Source organism: Aquabacterium sp., from assembly GCF_016195855.1.
Taxonomy (GTDB): domain Bacteria; phylum Pseudomonadota; class Gammaproteobacteria; order Burkholderiales; family Burkholderiaceae_C; genus Aquabacterium.
Map to the genome: position 1 here is coordinate 181,820 of NZ_JACPYU010000012.1, position 18,716 is coordinate 200,535.

General features: G+C 64.5%; 16 protein-coding genes. 2 read left to right on the plus strand and 14 right to left on the minus strand.

Annotated elements, in window-relative coordinates:
- The first annotated feature begins 23 nt into the window (after nucleotides 1–23).
- Together HY019_RS10905 and HY019_RS10910 are read left to right on the plus strand one after the other, a co-directional pair.
- Nucleotides 24–3,350: an EAL domain-containing protein gene (locus HY019_RS10905; protein WP_290691916.1), complete on the plus strand. Its 3,327-nt coding sequence runs from the start codon at nucleotides 24–26 to the stop codon at nucleotides 3,348–3,350.
- Nucleotides 3,351–3,426: 76 nt separating this feature from the next.
- Nucleotides 3,427–4,992, plus strand: a complete 1,566-nt coding sequence (locus tag HY019_RS10910; protein ID WP_290691918.1) for a glycosyltransferase family 39 protein — start codon at nucleotides 3,427–3,429, stop codon at nucleotides 4,990–4,992.
- On the opposite strand, the gene HY019_RS10915 is transcribed toward HY019_RS10910, so the two are convergent.
- The 14 genes from HY019_RS10915 to HY019_RS10980 form a co-directional block, all read right to left on the minus strand.
- Nucleotides 4,971–6,893: a DUF6701 domain-containing protein gene (locus HY019_RS10915; RefSeq protein WP_290691920.1), complete on the minus strand. Its 1,923-nt coding sequence runs from the start codon at nucleotides 6,891–6,893 to the stop codon at nucleotides 4,971–4,973. The two genes, HY019_RS10910 and HY019_RS10915, sit on opposite strands and share 22 nt — an antisense overlap.
- A 61-nt stretch (nucleotides 6,894–6,954) precedes the next feature.
- A complete protein-coding gene (locus tag HY019_RS10920; RefSeq protein ID WP_290691922.1) occupies nucleotides 6,955–7,374 on the minus strand; it encodes an agglutinin biogenesis protein MshP in 420 nt (139 codons plus the stop codon).
- On the minus strand, nucleotides 7,371–8,294 hold the full coding sequence (locus HY019_RS10925; RefSeq protein WP_290691924.1) for a type II secretion system protein: 924 nt from the start codon (nucleotides 8,292–8,294) through the stop codon (nucleotides 7,371–7,373). The genes HY019_RS10920 and HY019_RS10925 overlap by 4 nt, the downstream gene beginning before the upstream one ends.
- Nucleotides 8,291–8,950: a hypothetical protein gene (locus tag HY019_RS10930; protein WP_290691926.1), complete on the minus strand. Its 660-nt coding sequence runs from the start codon at nucleotides 8,948–8,950 to the stop codon at nucleotides 8,291–8,293. The genes HY019_RS10925 and HY019_RS10930 overlap by 4 nt, the downstream gene beginning before the upstream one ends.
- The gene (locus HY019_RS10935; protein WP_290691928.1) at nucleotides 8,940–9,422 is read right to left on the minus strand and encodes a prepilin-type N-terminal cleavage/methylation domain-containing protein; all 483 of its coding nucleotides are present in this window, start codon (nucleotides 9,420–9,422) and stop codon (nucleotides 8,940–8,942) included. The genes HY019_RS10930 and HY019_RS10935 overlap by 11 nt, the downstream gene beginning before the upstream one ends.
- Before the next feature lie 207 nt (nucleotides 9,423–9,629).
- Nucleotides 9,630–10,025, minus strand: a complete 396-nt coding sequence (locus HY019_RS10940) for a type II secretion system protein (protein WP_290691930.1) — start codon at nucleotides 10,023–10,025, stop codon at nucleotides 9,630–9,632.
- A gap of 192 nt (nucleotides 10,026–10,217) precedes the next feature.
- The gene (locus tag HY019_RS10945) at nucleotides 10,218–10,613 is read right to left on the minus strand and encodes a type II secretion system protein (RefSeq protein WP_290691931.1); all 396 of its coding nucleotides are present in this window, start codon (nucleotides 10,611–10,613) and stop codon (nucleotides 10,218–10,220) included.
- A gap of 136 nt (nucleotides 10,614–10,749) precedes the next feature.
- Nucleotides 10,750–11,160, minus strand: a complete 411-nt coding sequence (locus HY019_RS10950) for a type II secretion system protein (RefSeq protein WP_290691933.1) — start codon at nucleotides 11,158–11,160, stop codon at nucleotides 10,750–10,752.
- Between the two features lie 107 nt (nucleotides 11,161–11,267).
- A complete protein-coding gene (locus tag HY019_RS10955) occupies nucleotides 11,268–12,512 on the minus strand; it encodes a type II secretion system F family protein (protein WP_290691935.1) in 1,245 nt (414 codons plus the stop codon).
- Nucleotides 12,509–14,218 carry a GspE/PulE family protein gene (locus HY019_RS10960; RefSeq protein WP_290691937.1) on the minus strand — a complete coding sequence of 570 codons (1,710 nt, stop codon included), beginning with the start codon at nucleotides 14,216–14,218 and terminating at the stop codon, nucleotides 12,509–12,511. The genes HY019_RS10955 and HY019_RS10960 overlap by 4 nt, the downstream gene beginning before the upstream one ends.
- A gap of 12 nt (nucleotides 14,219–14,230) precedes the next feature.
- Nucleotides 14,231–15,922, minus strand: a complete 1,692-nt coding sequence (mshL, locus tag HY019_RS10965) for a pilus (MSHA type) biogenesis protein MshL (protein ID WP_290691939.1) — start codon at nucleotides 15,920–15,922, stop codon at nucleotides 14,231–14,233.
- Nucleotides 15,919–16,407, minus strand: a complete 489-nt coding sequence (locus HY019_RS10970; RefSeq protein ID WP_290691941.1) for a hypothetical protein — start codon at nucleotides 16,405–16,407, stop codon at nucleotides 15,919–15,921. Before HY019_RS10970 ends, mshL begins: the two co-directional genes overlap by 4 nt.
- On the minus strand, nucleotides 16,404–17,099 hold the full coding sequence (locus HY019_RS10975; RefSeq protein ID WP_290691943.1) for a hypothetical protein: 696 nt from the start codon (nucleotides 17,097–17,099) through the stop codon (nucleotides 16,404–16,406). Before HY019_RS10975 ends, HY019_RS10970 begins: the two co-directional genes overlap by 4 nt.
- A complete protein-coding gene (locus HY019_RS10980; protein ID WP_290691945.1) occupies nucleotides 17,096–18,646 on the minus strand; it encodes a hypothetical protein in 1,551 nt (516 codons plus the stop codon). The genes HY019_RS10975 and HY019_RS10980 overlap by 4 nt, the downstream gene beginning before the upstream one ends.
- Nucleotides 18,647–18,716: the final 70 nt, after the last annotated feature.

Below are 18,716 nucleotides of genomic sequence, written 5' to 3' on the forward strand. Positions count from 1 at the left end.
CTGCGCCATGTCAAGGACACTGGATGCTGATCGACATTCGCAAGACCGAAGAAGAATCGCAATGGCTGCACCGCTGTGCCTGGGCTGTGCTCGCCATCGGCTTGCTGTTCAGTGGCGTGGCCTGGTGGCGTGCCAGCGACCGCATCCAGAAAACCGCCGACGCCACTTTTGCCCAGCAGACCGGCGACGTCACCGAACACCTCACCCAGTTGCGCGACCACTACCTGGACGTGTTGCGCAGCTTTCAGGCCATGTACCTGGTGGACCACAAGGTCAGCCGCACCAATTTCCACCAGCACTTTCTCAATCTGAGCGTCTCGGCGGACTACCCCGCCTTCATGGCCATCCAGTACGCGCAGACGGTCACGCACGCCGACCGGGCCGCCTTCGAGGCCGCGATCCGCGCCGATCGCAGCATGGACGCAAGCGGCTACCCGGGCTACGAGATCCTGCCGCCGGGCCAGCGCCCCCAATACCTGCCGGTGGTCTACAACGAGCCCATGACGCCCAACCACACCGTGTTGGGCTACGACATGGCCTTTGAGGCCACGCGCCGCGAGGTGATGGAGCGCGCCCGCGACAGCGGCCTGGCCCAGGTATCCGCGCCCCTGCACATGCTGCAAGACCAGGGCGACAACCTGGGCGTGCTGGTGCGCCTGCCCGTCTACAAGCCTGGTGCCCGCGTGAACGACACCGCCAGCCGCCGTGACGCCTTCGTGGGGTTGATCAGCGGCGTCATCCGCGCGTCGACCCTGATGAAGCAGGTCGCCAGCAGCAAGGACTGGCACAAGCTGCATTGGGTGGTCAGCGACATCGGGCCCAGGCCGGATACGGCGCAAGCCGATGCGCAACAGCTGTTCGACAGCGCGCAGCACATGAACCAGGGTTACCGCCGCACGAGCGAGATCGACCCGGCAGACCAGCGCAGCACCCAGATTGAATGGGGCGGGCGCCAATGGCAGATGAGCTTCGTGCGCGAACCCGTCCGCGCCATGACCCAGGCCTACCCACTGGCCCTGCTGCTGGGCGGCATCTTTGCGTCGGTCGGCCTGTGGTGGGCCATCCGCAATGCGGCCAACCGGCATGCACTGGCCGCCGCCATGGCGCTGGAGCTCAGCCAGAAGGCGCTGGACAGCGAGCGCCGTTTGCGGGCCTTGCTGGACAACACCGTGGACGGCATCCTGACGCTGAACCCCTCGGGCAAGATCCTCAGCGTGAACCGCGCGATCTGCCTGATCTTCGGCCAGAGCGAGGCCGACATGGTCGGCCAGCACATGGGCATGCTGCTGCCCGCCGCCAGTGCGCACCCACAGCAAGGCGTGGACGCCTTCCTGCAGGCCCAAGCCGTCGGCATCGATGGTGTGGGGCGCCGCGTCGAAGGCGTGAGAGCCTCGGGCACACGGTTTCCGGTGGACATGGCCGTCAGCAGCATGGCGCTCAACGGCCAGACCCAGTTCATCGTTGTGCTGCGCGATCTCTCGGCACAGGAGTCCGCCGAGAAAGCCATCCGCGAAGCCCAGCGCCAGCTCAATGAAGTCGACGAGATGCGCCGCGTGATCGTGCACAACGCACCCTACGCGATCTTCGTGCTCAACACGCAGGGCGTGATCCAGACGGTCAACCCCGCCGGAGAGAAGATGCTGGGCGTCAAGGCGCAGGATCTGGTCGGGCGCTGCACGGCCCGCCGCTTCTTCGATGCCGACCAGGTGGCCGACCGCGCCCGCTTGCTGGCCTTGCGCCTGAATGAACCCGTGCGGGAGCTGGATGTGCTCACCCACCTGGCCCACGAATCGCCCGGCCTGCCCAGCGAGTGGACCATGCGCCGCGACGATGGCAGCTTCCTGGTGGCCGAGATCACCGTCACGGAACTGAGCAACGAGTACGGCCTGCTCAGCGGCTACCTGGCCATGGCCTACGACGTCACCTCGCGTCACGATGCCGAGAACCAGTTGCAGCACATGGCCCAGCATGACGCGCTGACCTCGCTGCCCAACCGCAACATGCTGCAAGAGCAGCTCAAGGCCTGCATGAACCAGGCCGAGCGTTACGGCCGCCACATGGCCATGATGTTCCTGGATGTGGACCGCTTCAAGAAGATCAATGACGGCCTGGGGCACAACGTGGGCGACAGCGTGCTCATCGAGATCGCCCGCCGCCTGCGCACCGGCATGCGCACCTCGGACATCGTGGCCCGCCTGGGTGGTGACGAGTTCGTGATCCTGCTGCCGCAGATCGCGGCCGTGGAAGACGGCGAGCGCGTGGCCCAGAAGGTGCTGGACCTGTTTACCGACCCGCTGCGCATCGGCGCCCACGAACTGCGTGTCACGCCCAGCATCGGCCTGGCCATCTACCCGGAGCACGGTGCCGACACCGTCACGCTTATGCGCCACGCGGACCTGGCCATGTACCAGGCCAAGAACAATGGCCGCAACCGCGTGCAGGTCTACAGCGACAAGATGCAGGCCCCGTCGGCCGAAACGCTGGTGCTGGAGAACGACCTGTACAAGGCGCTGGAGCGCGACGAGTTGCGCCTGCACTTCCAGCCTCAGTTCGACTGCGCCACCGGCCGCATCAGCGGCGCCGAGGCCCTGCTGCGCTGGGAGCACGGCGGCAAGCTGGTGCCGCCATCCGACTTCATCCCGATGGCCGAAGAAACGGGCCTCATCGTGGCCATGGGCGAGTGGGTGCTGCGCCGCGCCTGCATCATGGCGCAGCAATGGCGTGAGCGCTCGGGCTGGCCACTGCGCGTGGCCGTGAACCTGTCGGCCGTGCAGCTGGATCAGGCCGACATCCCTGGCCTGGTGGCGCAGGTGCTGAAAGAAACAGGCCTGCCACCCACGGCGCTGGAGCTAGAGATCACCGAAAGCGTGGTGGTGCGCGAATCACTGCGCGCCGCCGACATCCTGACGCAGTTGCGTGCAGTGGGCGTGAGCATCGCCATCGACGATTTTGGCGTCGGGTACTCCAGCTTCGCCTACCTGCGCGAGCTGCCCGTGGACCGCCTCAAGATCGACCGCAGCTTCCTGTCGTCCATCCCCTCGTCGCCCGGCGACAGCCGCCTGGTGGCCGCCCTGATTGCCATGGGGCACAGGCTGGAAGTGGGCATCGTGGCCGAAGGTGTCGAAACCCCCGAGCAAGCGGCCTTCCTGGTCACACATGGCTGCGACGAGGCCCAGGGCTACCACCTGGGCCGCCCGATGAACGAGGCCGCGTTCGAGGCCCTGCTGATGGAGCACAGCCGCGAACAGGCGCTCAAGCCTGCACCCACACCCGAGCCCCAGCCTGTGGCGACCGAGGCCAAGCCCGCCGACCCCGATCTGGCGCCTGCAGACCCGACGCTGATCGTCTGATCTTCCGAGCATCCTGAGTGCCGTCGGCGCGGCGTGGCATCTCTACAATGCCGCACCGCACCCGCGTGGCCCTGCCATGCCTGATGCCGACGCCGACATGACCGCCATCCTCGCTTCCAACGCCAAGCCCCTCACCTCGCTTCTGGACGACAGCCGCACGGCCGCCGCCCTGCTGGTGCTGCACCTCCTGATCTGGACAGCCCTGCCGCTGCTGGTTTCGCGCAACCTGCCGCTGGACGTGGTCGAGGCCCTGGCCTGGGGCCGCGAGTGGCAATGGGGCTATTACAAGCACCCGCCGCTGTCGGGCTGGCTGGCCGAGATGGCGCGCCTGGGGCCCTCGAACTGGAGCTTGTTCCTGCTGGCGCAACTCATGGTGACAGGCGGCATGGCGGCCAGTTGGGCACTCGGGCGCGAGCTGCTGGGCACGCGCCTGGCCACGCTGGGCCTGATGGCCACGGAGGGCATCCACTACTTCAACATGTCCAGCACCGAGTTCAACGCCAATGTGGTGCTGTTCCCGCTGTGGGCGGGCGCCTCGCTGTGCGGCTGGCGCGCGCTGCGCAGTGGCAAGCTGGGCTGGTGGATGGCGCTGGGCTTGTGCTGCGGGCTGGGCACATTGGGCAAGTATGTGTTCCTGCTGCTGCCGGCCTGCCTGGTGCTCTACACCTGGATCAACCCGGTGGCACGCCAGGCCTGGCGAACCGCCGGCCCCTGGGCCGCCGCCGCGGTGTTCCTGCTGGTGATCGCGCCGCATCTGAAGTGGGCCATCGATCACGACTGGGCCACGCTGCACTACGCCCTTGGCCGCGGCCACAGCGATGAACTGGCGCAACAAGGCAGCTGGCGTCAGGAGTTCATCCACTTCGTGCTCGCCCAGGCCCTGACCTTGCTGCCAGCCTGGGGCCTGTTGCGCACCCTGGGTGCCAGCCGGCCCACACAGCGCCCTGCGCACGAGCGCGGGCTCTTGTTCACGTTGGCCCTGGCCCCCTTGCTGCTGATCATGCTGGCGGCCACCTTGGCACAGGCCCAGATGCTGCACATGTGGGCCTCGCCCTTCTTCCTGTGTGCGGTGCCACTGTGGCTGGCCTGGCGCCAACCGGCCGCGCTGAACACATCGCGCTTCACCTGGGCTTGGTCAACCTGGATGCTGATCACGGTGGTCATCTTCGCCAGCACCGCCTTGCTGGGCCCGCAAAAGAAGCACAAGCTGGACCGCACCAGCTACCCGGGCCAGGAGATCGCCGCCATCCTGACGGCCAAATGGCACACCCAGACCGGGCGGCCTCTGTCCATCGTGGCGGGGGAAGAGTTCGTGGCCGGCACGGTGGCGCACTACAGCGCTGACCGTCCCTCGGTGTTCTACGACGCCGATTTCAGCGAATCACTGTGGTTGCGCCCCGAGCAGGTCACCCAGCAAGGCGCGGTGTTCGTGTGGCCGCTCAGCCGCGGTGAGGTTGACGTGACCACACTGCCCATGGACAGCCGCGAGCAGGTGGCCCCTTTGCTGGCGCGCTACCCCCGCCTTCAAATCCAGCCCACCTTGCTGGTGAACACACACTGGATGGGCAAGCCCTATACCGTGGCGGTGGCCTGGGCGATCCTGCCGCCCTCACCGCCGGCTCAGAACTTCTCGGCGCGGTAGACGTAGGGGCTGCGCAGGGTGCCAAATGTCATGCGCGCGCTGGGGTCCTTGTCGTAGCTGCTCGAACAGGATGTGGTCCCGAGATAACCGCTCACCGCATTCAGGGGTGCGCCAGCGGTGCTGGTGGCGGTCACGCAATTGTTGTCGCTGGCCCCCAGCTTGATCGCGACGTTGGACGCCACACTCGCACTGAGCATCACCGAGCCAACGCCATTGGACAAGGTGGTGCTGGCGTTCTTCGCGGTGGGCCTGGGCAAGGCGCTGGACGCGATCGTGCCCGTATTGAAATTGATGGCCGTGCACACGTCATCGGTATTGGTGACGAAGGCCGAGCCGTTCCAGTACTGGGCCGTGAGTTGCATGGACGCGGGCGACACCGACGTGGCCTGCCCGTCGGACAGTTTCAAGACGCCGTAGCGCAGCTTGGTGGCGGCCGAGTCGCACGAGGTGGTCCCCGCGGCCGCCACGCCATTGCATGTCGTGATGTTGGCGTCACTCGATGTCACCCGCACCACGAAGGACTCGTAGCTGGGCGGCGCGGCCGACACCGAAGACAGCCCGGCTGGCCGTGTTGACGTGACCGAGGCGGCGCTCAGCGCGTATTCACCGCCACTGGCCGTGCCGTGTGTCAGGTCGCTGGCCCAGGTAGGCGCCGTGATCGTGAGCGGGTTGATCGTGGCGGCACCGCTGTTCAACTGCGAGAAGGTGAAGGTCGGCTTGTTGGGCGCACTCGCGGTCAAGCGGGTCATGCGGTTGCCCAGGGCATTGATGGCATCGATGGTCACGCCATAAGTCAGCGGCTGACCAAAGTAGGTGAACTTGCTGTTGCACGCCGGCGTGATCGTGTGCACGGCCGTGTAGTGGTGCGCGATGAAGCTGGGGGTGGTGGCGCTGGCCGTGTTGGCAATGTTGCAGCCATACTTGCCACTGGACAACACGTTCGAAGACGATGCGGGGACGCAGTCACTGCCAGCGACATCACCCGACCCCGAATTGGCCACGTAGGTGGTGTCCGTGACGGCGCCGGCCGGAATGGTCAGCGGGCCGAAGTCGGTGTAGTTGAAGCTGTTGCCGCTGGCCACCCCGGACACAGCCGCACCGAAGCTGCCGCTGAACGAGCCCCCTGCAATGACCACTGATTTCCAATCGGTCATGCCGGTTGTCGTGAGGGCTGGTGTCCCGGTATAGGCCGTTGTGGTCGTGCCCCCGTTGTTGACGGCCGTCGCCGTCATCGTGTAGTTGCTGCCAGCGGCCTGGGTGGCCCCGCTCGCAGGGGTGGACGAGATGGCAAACGACGCGGGCCGAATGGTGAACGAGTCGATCGAACAGCTCGTTGCAGACACACCCTGACTCGAGTTGTAGCCATAAATGCGCACCTTGGCTTTGGCAACCGCCTGTGACGCCGTGAAGGTGTAGGTCTTGCGGCCGTGCTCTGACCCGGTCCAGTTGTAGGACATGCTGGTGCCACCGCCATAGGCGCCAACCCCACTCGTGCCATTGGTCACGCCACTGACCTGGTTGGCGTCGCCGATGGAGCCGCAGTTGCCACCTGACTTGGTCCAATCGACGAAATCAACGTAAGACTGGCCCGATGCGTAGACCGTGCCGTAAGGAAACCCCGCGTTCACGCTGCTCTGGATGGTGGTGTTGTCGGTCATGTACACGCCCGCCAGCACATCCAGGCTGAAGGCAATGCCGGCGACCTTTGTATAAATCTGGGTTGCGGCTGGCACGCTCGTCGGAAAGGTCGTGCCGGATTCAGTCGCATCCAGGTAAGCACTCTTCACCCCCAAGGACGCGCACCCTGCGAATACAAACGGCACCATCAGCATGGCGATGAGCACGCGCACCATGCGACGTTGAGCAAAATGGGCTGCGGCGCTTGCGAGCATCGATTTCATGATGTCATCTCCGGGTTCGCATGAGGCAATACCTTGTCATGAGAAGGCCTGACCAGACCGCTCATGGGTACTGCACAATCATCTCGACCTGACGCTCAACGTAGCTGACATTGAGTGTCGTGGTATTGGGGCAAGCCCCGCCTGAAGGCTGATTACAAGCGGTTGCCGTGATTTTGTACAGGGGCGCCTTGGAACTGTCACAGGTCACCGTGACGGTGATGCCCGTCAAAGAGGCCGCGGTGGCAGGCAAGGTGTTGGAGGTGGACGCCGCACACGATGGCCCGCCCTGCGTGACCTGGTAGGCACCCCACTCCAGGCCGCTGCGGGCAGCAAGGAGCACACGGGCCCCTTGAATGTCTGCCGCCGACCCCAGCTGCTGCATGGGCACGAAGCTCGCCGCAAAAGCCCCCAGCCCAGCCAGCACGACCAGGATGATGATGGCGGTGATGAGCGCAAAACCGCTTTGCTGCCTTGGCTTCATGGTGTGTTGTCCACGTGAATCTCGCGCATCAGCGTGACGCTGTCCACCCCGGAGCTGTCAGTCAGCGTCAGCGACACGATCAGCACACCGAAGGTCTGCGCCGATGCCGGGTAGCTGACACTGCAGCCGGCATTGGTCGCCATGATGGCTGACGAGCCGCCCCCCGTTGCCGCCGCCGCCGCGGCAGAGGGCGTGCCATACAGGCCATAGTTCCAGTAGCGCTTCATCGTGCCCTTGCTCGGTGAGATCGTGCACGCGTAGATCACGGCCTTGGTGCTGCCCGGCACGACTTGAAAGCGCGACGTGGAAGGCCCAGGAAAGCCGAACACATTGAGCCCTGTGGCGCCCGCGGTCAGGGTGGCCAGGCTGCCCGCCAGGCTGGTCACCCGGCTGATGTTGCAGTTCGTCAGCGAGGCACAGGCATAAGCGTTGTACTGGCTGGTGATGTCGTTGTTGTTGGTGTTGTTCAAGACGATGTAATCGCCCACCGCCATGGCCGGGTTGCTGGGCATCGGGCTGGTGATGGTGAGCTGGCAGTTGGCCGGGGTGACCAGACACGTCGTCAAGCCGGCGAAAAAGCCGGTGCCTGTGGTGAACGCCCCGCCCCCGCTGGTGGCGATGTATTCGATGTAGCAGGTCCCGGACACACACGAACCGACGTTGCCGGCCGAATCGGAAATCCGAAGGCTGTTGGGCACGCCGTGGCGCAACTCCCGGGTCAGGCGACGCAAGGCGAGATCGGCCGTATCGGTGAGCTCGGCGCGCCGGGCCGAGTCGAAATAGCCTTTCACGGGCCCCATGATGATCTGTGCCACGATGCCCGCCAGGATGCCGGTCAGCACCATGGCCATGATCATCTCGATCAGCGTGAAGCCCGCTTGACGCGAGCCTGGTCGGGTGGAGGGGCGAGCGTTGATCATGGCGAAATCATCGGTGCGGGGGACCAACGGGTGCGGTAGGTATCCAGGCGCAAACTCTCGCTGCCGTAGTAGACCGTGACGGTCACCCGCAAGACGTTCATCGTCGCCGCCGTGGCGTTCGATGTGACGCCCCACAGGCTTTCAGGCGTCAAGGCCACGGTGGCCCAGTAGCCGACCGGTGCACCCGTCGTGCTGCCCGTCAGGTCGGGCATGGCCGTGCTGGCAGAACCCAGCGTCAACAAGCTGCAGCTGCCTGCACTCGGCCCTGCGTTGCTGCAGTAGTTGCCCAGGTTGTTGAAATTGCTGCGGGGCGACACACCGGCGGTCGGGTAGCCGAATTGCTGGTAGGCCCCGGCAGGCGTGCACTGCGCCGTGGTCGTGGCCGTGGGGTTGGTGTTGCTCACCGGGTCACAGGCACTGAAGGGCATCTGGTCGATCTCGTCCAGCAGCCCCTCAGCGATGGTCTGCATCTGCTTTCGGATCATCGGGTCGGCGCTGTGCAAGACACCGATGTCCAGCATGGACACCACGCCGGCCAGGGCCGTGCCCACCACCAGGGTGAAGATGATCAACTCGATGAGCGACACGCCGCGTTGAGGCTTGCGCACAGGTGGCGCGCGCCCTGGTGTCGGGTCCATGCTCGGTTCAATGGACATAACCACTCTCCGCCTCCACCGTGAACGTCGAGGACTGGCTGACGCTGGCGTCCGTCATGGTGATCGTGGCTGGCGCCCCCATCACGGGGCGGCCCTCGGCATCGAAGTCGAGCAACACCACCGGGCTCAGCGTGACGTTTTTGGGCGCCGTGATGACGTTCGAGCCGGATGGCAACAACAAGGTGCTGGCACAGGTGCCATTGACATGGCTGACGGGCAGGCCTCGGTCCGAGGTCACGGTGACGGTGCTGGCCGCGATGCTCACGCAGACATGCCGGCGCTGGGCCACGGCGATCTTGCGCGCGTAGTCGATGGTGGCCATGACCTGGTCCTTGTAGCCTGACGACTGCAGCGCCATGACCTGGGTCAGTTTGGGCAAGGCAAAGAAGGCCATGATGCCAATCAGGCTCATGACCGTCACGAGCTCCACCAAGGTGAACCCGCCTTCAACCCTTGACTGCAAACCTTTCACGGAGCCGCTCCATCAAGTAATCAATGACCCAAGTCCGCCTTTGAAAGGATGTCAAACCGGAACTGTTGCTGATTGTGGAAAAAGTGGCAAAAACGCAAGCGCCAAATAAGCAGGGGATCACCACCCAGACCTGCGCCAGAAGGACCGAAGCCACCAGAACCAGAACGCACACTGGTTTGGTGGCTTGCAGACGCCGGGCTAGCCCGATCAGTTGATGGTGCGTAAGCCCGTGAAGGTCGCCGTCTTGGTGGCGTCGGTGTCATCAACGAGCGTGCAGGTCACGGCCGTACCAGGGGGCGAGGCAATGGCCGCGGACGTCACCGTGTAGCCCGTCAAGGGGGTCTGCATCAGGTTGCTCACGTCGGTGCAATTGGTGATGGCCACGCATTTGCCTGCCGCGGCCACTTGGCCGTTGGCCGCGCAACCGGAGTAATTGATGGACATGGCGCTGTTGGCCGAACCCGCCATGCCTTTGACGGCGGCGGTCTTGGCATCGCCGCTCAAGTCGATGAACTTGGGCAGGGCTGTGGCAGCCAGGATACCCAGGATGACGATGACCACGATCAATTCGATCATGGTGAAACCAGTCTGCGTGCGCTTCATGAGCATGACCTCCAACGGTGAGATGCGGCCTGCGCCCCCACGGACGCCCGGTCCACACAGGTGAATATGCTTCCCTTGCCTCTATTTCGGCGCACACCCGTGATACTTGAGGCCGTTACATCTTCATGTGAAAAAGCCACCAAACCGGAACGCATCCTGGTTTGGTGGCCTGACCGGGCCGAGCAGCCTCGATCAGTTGATCGTGCGGATGCCCGTGAAGGTCGCCGTCTTCGTGGCGTCGCTGGAGTCAGCCAGCGTGCAGGTCACAGCGGTGCCGGGGGGCGAGGCAATGGCCGCGGCGGTCACGGTGTAGCCCGTCAACGGGGTCTGCATCAGGTTGCTCACGTCGGTGCAATTGGTGATGGCCACGCACTTGCCGGCAGCGGCGACCTGGCTGTTGGCGGCGCAACCTGCGTAATTGATGGACATGGCGCTGTTGGCCGAGCCCGCCATGCCCTTGACGGCGGCGGTCTTGGCGTCGCCGCTCAAGTCGATGAACTTGGGCAGCGCGGTCGCGGCCAGGATACCCAGGATGACGATGACCACGATCAATTCGATCATGGTGAAGCCGGATTGATTGCGTTTCATATCAATTACCTCGTAGATTGGCAAAGACCATTTCATGGCGCCGGTCGTGCAAGCCAGCGTTATCACAAATGCACGGTTGAACATCTTTTCGTCACGATCCAGCCTGGCTTTAGCCTTGCTGAAAAATTCTTTTAAATCACGGATTGCCCGCAGAAATACCCGAGAACTGCAAGGTGTTGCCGGAGCTGATCTGGGTCACCGTGCAATTGCCCGTGCTGCCATTGGTGGTGGTCAGATCCGTGTGCGAGATGGTGTATTCGGTGGCGTCGATCGGTTGCACCAGCACGGCCACGATGTCATCGCAATAGCGCACCGTCTTGCACTTGTCGGCATTGGCGCCGCTGGTCGAGTTGGATGTCGCAGAGCAGCCGCCATAGTTCACCGTCATGGCCCCCGTCACCGTGGCCGTGATGCCCTTGAGCGCCGCGGACTTGGCGTCGCCCGACAAGTCCAGGAACTTGGGCAAGGCCACCGCGGCCAGGATGCCGAGGATGACAATGACCACGATCAACTCGATCATCGTGAAGCCAAGTTGACGTCGCTTCATGGCAGTCAGTCTGATGGTTTGTCTGGCGCCTGTGGGCTGATGACAAAACAATGTATCGATCATTTGTGCACCATTTCACGCGAATTGAGCATGCTCTGGCTCCTTGATCAGTGCTTCATGGCCGCGCTGCCCAGGTTCCACATCGGCAGGAACACGCCCAGCGCCAGAATCAGGACCAGGCCGCCCATGAACACGATCAGGATGGGCTCGATCTGCTGCGACAGGGTCTTGAGCGAGTACTGCACCTCTTCGGTGTAGAGCTCGCCGACCTCTTCAAGCAACTCGTCGACCATGCCGGTTTCTTCACCAATGGCGATCATCTGCAGCACCATGGGCGTGAAGATGCCGGTGCTGGCAGCCGCACGGGCCAGGGTCTCGCCGCGCATGATGTGGTCGCGCATCTGATCGATCTGCTGCGTCAAATAGGCGTTGTCTGCCGTTTGCGCCACACCAATCAGCGCCCGCTCCAGGGGCACCCCGCTTTTCAAGGACAGGGCAAAGGCCCGGGTGAAACGCGCCAGCGCAGCCTTGGTGACGATGTTGCCCACCACGGGCATGCGCAGCACCAGCCGATCCCAGACCAGCTTGCCTTCCGGCGTCTTGCTCCAGTAGCGCCAGCCAAAGAAGCTCGCCACGAAAAGCCCCAGGATGGTCCAGCCGTGCTGGATCGTGAAATTGGAGGTCGCCACCAGGATCTTGGTGGGCAGGGGCAATTCAGACCCCAGCGACTTGAACACGTTGGCAAAGGCCGGGATCACCATGATGTTGATCACACCCAGGGCGCCCACCATGGCCATGACCACGAAGCTGGGGTAGCGCGTGGCCGACTTCACCTGCTGGCGCATGAAGAGCTCGAAACCAATGTGCTCGGACAGCCGCAGGAAAATCTCTTCCAGGCGGCCAGACGCCTCGCCCACCTTGACCATGGCCACGAAAAAACCATCGAACACCTTGGGGTGCTGGGCCATGCAGGCCGACAGCTCGACCCCGCCTTCCAGGTTGCGGCGCAGGTCCAGCAGCACATCCTTGAGCGTGGGGTTCTGCGTGGTTTCCTGCAGGCCCGCCAAGGCCCGCAGGATCGGCACGCCTGCCTTGAACAGCGTGTAGAGCTGCTTGGCAAACATCATCACGTCCATGGGCAAGATCTTGGGCTTCATGAACTCCGGCGTGGCCATGGCCCCGCTGGCGGCGCTGCCCGCATTGCTTGCGGTAACAGGGCCGTCTGGCGTGATCTTGAGCGGCACCAGGCCTTTGGCCTGAAGGTCACTGGCCAGCGACGAGGCTGATGCCGCGTCCTGCGTGCCCTGTATCGTGCCGTGCGGCCCCTTGGCCACATAGTTGAACCGACTCATTCGTCGACCTCGGCACTGACACGCATGGCTTCATCGACCGTGGTGCGACCCTGCACCACCAGCCTGGCCGCGTCGCGGCGCAAGGTGTGCCCGGCCATGTGCGTGCGCGCGGCCTTGGCGAACACGCCTGGCTCAGGGTGGTTGAGCGCATCGATCAGGCCCAGGTTCATTTCCAGGAACTCGTACACACCGGAGCGGCCTTTGAAGCCCGAGTGGTTGCAGTCGGGGCAACCCTTGCCAAACTTGTAGGTGGCGTTGTCGGCCTCCGCGCCCAGCAGGCTGCGCAGCCAGGTGTGCTCCTGAGGCGTCGGCTCATGCGACACGGCACAGGCCTGGCACAAGGTGCGCACCAGGCGCTGCGCCACCACCAGCTGCAGCGAGAGCGCCACCATCCAGCGTGGCACGCCCATGTCGATCAGGCGGGCGGGCGTCGAGGCCGCGTCATTGGTGTGCAAGGTGGACAAGACCAGGTGGCCGGTCATGGCCGCACGCAGGCCGATCTCGGCCGTGGCCTTGTCGCGGATTTCGCCCACCAGGATGACGTCCGGGTCCTGACGCAAGGCGGCGCGCAGCACGCGGTCAAAGCCCAGGTCGATCTTCTCCATCACCTGCACCTGGTTCAGGCCGGGCAGGCGGTATTCCACCGGGTCTTCCACGGTGATGATCTTGCGCTCGGTGCTGTTCAAGGCATTGAGCGCGCCATACAGGGTCGTGGTCTTGCCGCTACCGGTCGGGCCGGTGACCAGGATCATGCCGCTGGGCTTGTCGATGGCGCGACGCAGCGCAGCCAGCATCGGCTGCGGCATCTTCATCTTGTCCAGATCCAGCATGCCCGAGCTCTGACTGAGCAAACGCATCACCACGGATTCGCCGTACTGCGCCGGCATCGTCGAGATACGGATGTCCACCGTGCCGTCCTTGAGGCGCACGGCAAAGCGGCCGTCCTGCGGCAGGCGTTTCTCCGAGATGTCCAGGCCCGACATCAGCTTCAGGCGAAGCGCCACCGCGCTGGAGATCTTGGCATCGGCTTCGGTCTGCACATGCAGCACACCGTCGATGCGAAAACGGATGCGCAGCTGCTTTTCCTGCGGCTCGATGTGGATGTCGGACGCGCGCAGGCGCAGCGCCTGCTCGAACACCGAGTACAGCAGGCGCACCACGGGCGCGTCTTCATTGCTGGTCGAGTCCACGCCCAGCAGGTCGCCCAGGTCAGACTCCGTGCCGGCCAGCTCGGTGGTCAGCTCACGCGCCAGGCCTTCGATCTCTTCGGTGCTGTGGTAGACACGGTCCAGCGCGGCGTTGAGGTGCGTCTCGGTGATGACGGCCAGGTCGATGCTGCGCTTGAGCAGGCGGCCGATCTCGTCGAACGCGTAGATGTCGGTCGGGTCGGCCATGCCCACCATCAGGCCGCTGGGGGGGTCGTCCAGCACGATGGCGTGCATGCGTCGGGCATGGGCCTCGGGCAGCAACTGCGCCAGCTCGGGCCGCAAAGGGAAATGCGCCAGGTCGATATAGGGCGCGCGCAACTGGCGCGCCACGGCCTTGGCGATCTGGGCTTCGGTGATCCAGCCGTGGTCAACCAGCACCTGGCCGAGCTTGCGGCCACTGCCGCGCTGCTCCCCCAGGGCCTGGTTCAACTGCTCTTCGGTGACCAGCTTGTCCTGGACAAGCAAGTCCCCCAGCCTGAATTTCTGTGGGCGTGACATGGTGCTGCCCCTTTAGTTGGACGCGGTTTCCTGATCAAGCAGCGGCGTCGCGGGCACGACCGGGCTTGCGCCGGGGTTGTCATCCGTGATCACGGTGGGCTTGATCAGGATGACCAGCTCGCGCTTGACGTTGCTGCTGGACTTGTAGCGAAACAGGTTGCCCACCACAGGGGCGTCGCTCAAGACCGGCAAGCCCGCTGTGCTGTTGCTGCCCGACTGCTGCATCAGGCCACCGATGGCCACGATCTGGCCATCGCGCACGCGCACCATGCTGTCGGTCTCGTTGATTGAAATCGCCACACCGGGCACCTGGTATGTGCCCGCATCGCCCAGTGTCAGCGACAGGTTCTTGGTGGTGGCCACGCTGATGGCCGGGTGCACATGCAACATCACCGTGCCGGTGTCGTCGATCTGAGGGGTGACGTCCAGCGAGATGCCGCTGAAATAGGTCTTGGTGCCCACCGTCGGCGAGTTCACGGTGTTGCCGTTGCCCGAGGTCGTGACGTTGTTGGTCACCGAGGTCACAAAGGTGTCGTCGCTGCCCACCTTCAGCACGGCCTTCTGGTTGTTGAGCGCGGCAATGCGAGGGCTGGAGAGCACCTGCACATTGCCCTGCGTTTCCAGGAAGGACAGCAAGGCGGCAAAGTTGGGCGTCTGGATGGCCAGGCCATAGAAGCCCTTGCCCGCGGCCGAGGAGCTCACGCCGGTGCCCGGTGTGACCGACACATTGCTGTTGCTCAGCAAGGTACTGGTCAAGGTGGTGCCGGGCGCCATGTTGATCAGGCCGGCATGGCCGTCAATGCCTTGCGAGCGGAAGGCGCCCCAGTTGATGCCCGTCTCCGAGCCCTTGGACAACTGCACCTCGACGATCTTGGCTTCCAGCATGACCTGGCGCTCGATGGTGACCTGCACAGCACGCAGGTACTCCGTGACCTGGCGCAATTCTGCCGGCGTCGCCCGCACCAGGATCACGCCGGCACCGGGGTTCATCGTCACGCTGCGGCCATCCTTGCTGCCGATCATCGAGGTCAGCGAATCGCTCACATCCTTCCAGAAATCGGCATCCGAGGTCGTGCGCACCGATGAGGTCAGGCTGTTACCGCCAGAGCCCGATGCACCAGGGGTCGTGCTTGTGCCTGTTGTCGAGCCGCTGCCCGCATTGGCTCCTGAGGCATTGGCCTGCGCCGCCGAAGAGATGCTCAGCTCGGACGAGCCCACGCGGCGCCCAGGCAGGTAGTTGATGCGGTAAAGGCGCGTCTGAACCGTGTTCGAGGAGATGAACACGCGGTTGCCCGTGATGCGGTAGTCGTAGCCATACATCTCGCGCAGGGTGTCCAGCGCTTCGTGCATGGTCGTGTTCCTCAAGGTCAGGCTGATCGCGCCAGACAGATCGGGCGGCACCAGCATGTTGTAGTTGCTGCCTGAGCCAATCTGCGCGAAGACCTGGGCGGCCGGCGCATTGCGCACCGCGATGTCGAAACGGGTCTCGCCAGGGCGTGTGCTGGGTACGCCTCCAGCGGGCGGCCGCGCCTGCAACTCCGATTGCATCTGGCGCAGGCTCAGGCTGGTGCTCATGCGGCCCGCCAGCGCAAACGAGTCAGCACCTCCAGCCTGGTCATCCATATTGGCGGCATAGGTGCTCCCCCAACCGGCCATGCTCAAGCCCAAAACCAAGGCGCGCTGGATTGTGTGCAATGACTTCATTTCTTGTCCTTTCGTCCGCGCTTGGCGGCACGGGCCGGCGCCCTGCTTTGATCGATCACGTCTGGCAGCTTCAGCCGCCGGGCACCTGCCGGGCCCTTGAGTTCCACGGTGTCATGCGTGATGGACACGACGGTCATGCCGCGCACCTTGTCACCCACCTTGACGACCTCATCGCCCACCACAGCGACGCCCTCACCATTGCCCAGATTGATGCGGATCCCGGTAAGGGCCAGTGCCTTGGCCTCGGCAGCCGCCTCGGCGGCCGCTGCACTTGCCGCGGAGGCGGCCGCTACTGCCGCCGCTGCCGCAGCGGCATCATCGGCAGACGCACCGCCGCCGCCAAACTGACGGGCCAACACGCCGGGTGGCGGCTTGGTCGGGTCCCCCACGCCACGCAGATCCGGCTCACCGGAGACCGCCGCCAAGGGCAGCAGGGCCATCAGCCCCAGCAACACATTCACGCAGCCGCGCGCAGGGTGTCTCATGGCGAGATCTCCAGGGCATCCCGATCAGGGCTAAAGGTGTGAACCTGCAGCGTCAAGATCACCGTCCCGATGTCGTTGGTCTTGAGGGTCAGGTTGTCCCACAACAGCTTGCGGGGCAAAGCCTCCACACTGCGCAGCCAGGTCAGGACTTCAATGAAACTGCCCGACACCGCCACTTCCATGCTCTGTCGGTACAACATCGATTGGGACAGGGCCACGCCTGGCACGGGCGCAAACTTCACGTCTTCGGGCGGCAAGGTTCGCATGTTCACCAACTGCAGGCGCCCGTTCTGAACCAGCAAGCCTTCCAGCAGGCTGCGCATCTCGCGCGCCGAAATCAACATGGCCTGCTGTTGGGCCAGGGCCTGCTTGCTGCGCTCGATGCGCTCCTTGATGCGCGTGATCTCCTGCTTGGCCTCGGCCTCCTTGAGGGCCATGTCCTGCTTGCGGCGCTGGGTCTCGAGCACCAGTGCATCGCGGTCCATATTGGCCGCCTTGCTGCGTTTGCTGGCCTCGTTGAACTGGCGGAACGAAGGGGTCATCAAGACCGAATCGAGCAAGAACCAGATCATGGCCACCACCGCCACGATGATCAGGCGGCGCTCGTTGAGCAGGCGCGCATCAAACAAGCGACGGCCCTGCCGCCAGCGCGTCTGGATCAAGGGCACCATGGAGCGAAACAGTGCTGTCATTTCCCGTGCGCCTCTTTGTTCGCTTCCTCGGCAACCCGACGCACGGCCCGCAGCGCGGCTTCGCGTGTGGTCGTATCGCCCTGGTCCTTGCGGATGCCCTTGAGGGTGAACTGCACGACGCCATCCGTCATGCCGCCGCCAGCCTCCATGGCGTTCATTTCAAGCTGGGCAAAACGACGCCCCTTGAAACGCTCTTCAACCCCCAGCTTCTGCAGGTAGTTGGGCAGGGCGGACACGTTGACGGTTCGCCCCGTCAACACGATGTCGCTGCCATCGCCAAACACGCTCAAGCCTGTGATCCACACGCCCGGATAGGTCTGACGGCCCAAGGCCATCAGGTAGTCCGAGTAGCCTTGCGAGGCCCAGATCATGCTGCCTTGCAGGGCATCCTGCACCTGGCGCTGCTGGGCTTCCTTCTGACGCAGGCTCTCCAGCTCTTTCACCGTCGGCGAAGCGGGGTTCGCCGCAGCGGCCATGCGCAAGACATTGATTTCCTGCTCGATGCCCGCAGCACGCATGTTGAGGGTGCTCGCAGCTGCCCGCAGCCCCAGCCCCGTCACCAGCCCCAGGCCCAACACGCCTGCGGCCACGCGCACGCCCAACAAGGCACCCCACGGCGGGGCCTGGCCCAGCACGCTGTTGGGGTCCAGCAGTTGCAGCTGCATCCGTTCGGCAAAATTGGGATGCGCCCTCAGCGCAGCACCCAGCACACACAGCTCGCTGAAGTTGGGGCTTTGCGCCACGATGTCCGCCCGCTCGCCCAGCTGGTCCAGGTCGAACCACAGGCGCAGATCCAGTGCGGTCAAAGGCACGTAAATCAGCTCGGAGAGCATCTCCAGCGCGCCCTCGCCGCAGCCCGGCGGCAAGGCCACCGTCATGGCCGAGAGATGGACCTGGCTGTGCATGCGCTCGAAGGTGTCGACCGTGCGCAGGATTTCCAGCGCAGCCCGGCTGAGCGCCGCACCACGCGTTTCGTCATCGCCCGTCACGGCAGACAGCGTCACCTCGATGTGGCGCGCCATCAGCAACTCGCCTTTGAGCGTGATGACCAACATGCCGTGCGTCTCGCCAAACACCATCAGCGCGTGGGCCTTCTCGCCGTCTTCGGCCAGCCCACACAGGTTGCGCAGGGCCGTTTCAGGCACATCCAGCGCGGTCCAGCTCAGGCCCAGGTCGTCGGCGGCCAGCTCCACCGTCGTGTAGTCCACGCGGGGCACCAGAAAGCTCATCACGGCGCTGTTGCTGCGCAAGGTGCTTTGGGGCACCCCCAGCACGTCCAGCACGGCATCTTCAACCGGGAAGTCGACCTGCTCCTTGAGGTGCCAGCGCATGGCGTCGCGCCAATCCGCTTGCGGCACATCGGGCGTGTCGGTGGCGAGCATGCGGTAGTGCTGGCGGCTGAGCACGCCCACCAGCGAGCAGCCCCGCAGCCGCTTGGCGGCCTGCAGGGCGCGCAGGCCGGCGCCGACGCCTTCGGCCTCGCCCTGCCACAGCCAGTTCACGCACGGCCGCCCCTCGGGGGTGTACACCACTTGCGCAGCGTGCACGGCCGATCCCTCCTGGATCGTGGTGACCCATTGCGAACCATCATGTGACTGGCGTCGAAAAAGCATTCCG